This window comes from Flavobacterium sp. GNP010 (assembly GCF_056428945.1).
The window spans coordinates 1-1,392 of sequence record NZ_JBWJVK010000117.1; the positions used below are offsets into that span (position 1 = coordinate 1).

Here is a 1,392-nt window from a genome sequence, read left to right on the forward strand (position 1 = left end):
GACCACAGGAGTTAATGTAAGCCCATCGAATTGTGCTACAGCTACGCTAACAGTAGTGGTAAGCAATCCATTGGTAGCCAACAATGATACAATAGGATCTGCAGGTGGTAGTGTAATTACAAACGATACAATAAACGGAGTGCCAGCAACTACAGCCAATACAGACGTGACACCAGTGACAAATGGTCCATTGAGTATTGATACAGACGGGAATTTGACAGTAGCTCCAAACACGCCATCAGGCACGTACATGATAGTATACGAAATCTGCGAAGCAGGTGCAATTCCAGTAAATTGCAAAACAGCTACAGCAACGGTTAATTATGTAAATCCATTAGTTGCTAGTAATGATACTTTTACAGCAACAGGAGGGAATGTGTTAGGGAATGACAGTGTCAACGGCGCACCCGCTACGATGACCAATATTGTAGTAACGCCAGTAAGCACAGGACCATTAAGTTTAGATGCGTCTGGAAACCTTACAGTAGCACCAAACACGCCAAGTGGTACCTATACTATTGTTTATGAAATTTGTCAAACAGGAATGACACCTGCAAATTGCACCACAGCTACAGTAACGGTAGTTATCAATAACCTAATTACTGCCAATAATAATACCTTCCCGCCAACAGGGGGTAATGTAATAGAAAATGATGCGGTTAATGGAATGCAAGCTACCACAGCCAATACTGATGTGACACCAGTAACAAATGGCCCATTAAGTATAGATATTGATGGAAACTTAACAGTAGCGCCAAACACACCAAGTGGAACATACTCCATAACATATGAGATTTGTGAAGCAGGAGCAAAACCATCGAACTGTACACGAGCTACAGCAACAGTTGTAGTAAGTAGTACAATTGTAGCCAATAATGATGCCTTTTCAGCTACAGGTGGAAATGTATTAGCAAACGATACTGTTAATGGAATGCAAGCTACCACAGCCAATACTGATGTGACATCAGTAACAAATGGTCCATTAAGTATAGACGCAAATGGAAACTTAACAGTAGCACCTAATACAACAGCAGGAACCTACACGATTACCTACCAAGTTTGTGAAACAGGCTCTAACCCGTTGAGATGTAGTACAGCCCAAGCTACTGTAGTTGTAAATGAAGTGCCAGCAATAGCCATAATTAAAACAGCTGTTTTCAATGATGAAAATGGAGATGGTTTTGCACAAGCAGGTGAGAGTATAACCTATAGCTTTGCGGTAAGCAACTTAGGAAACACGTCGTTAAGCAATGTAACAGTAACCGATGTTCTACCAGGTTTGATACTATCGGGTAATAGCATACCTTTATTACCAGTAGGAGCGACAAACAATACTGCCTATCAAGGAGTGTATCGATTAACACAAGCCGATATCAATTTAGGAAGTGTAAC

Annotated in this window: 1 protein-coding gene; it reads left to right on the plus strand. The window is 41.0% G+C overall.

What is annotated here, in order from left to right:
- A partial coding sequence (locus tag AC061C_RS15760) for a CLIPPER-2 domain-containing protein (RefSeq protein ID WP_478291962.1) occupies positions 1 to 1,392 on the plus strand: 1,392 nt, incomplete at both ends.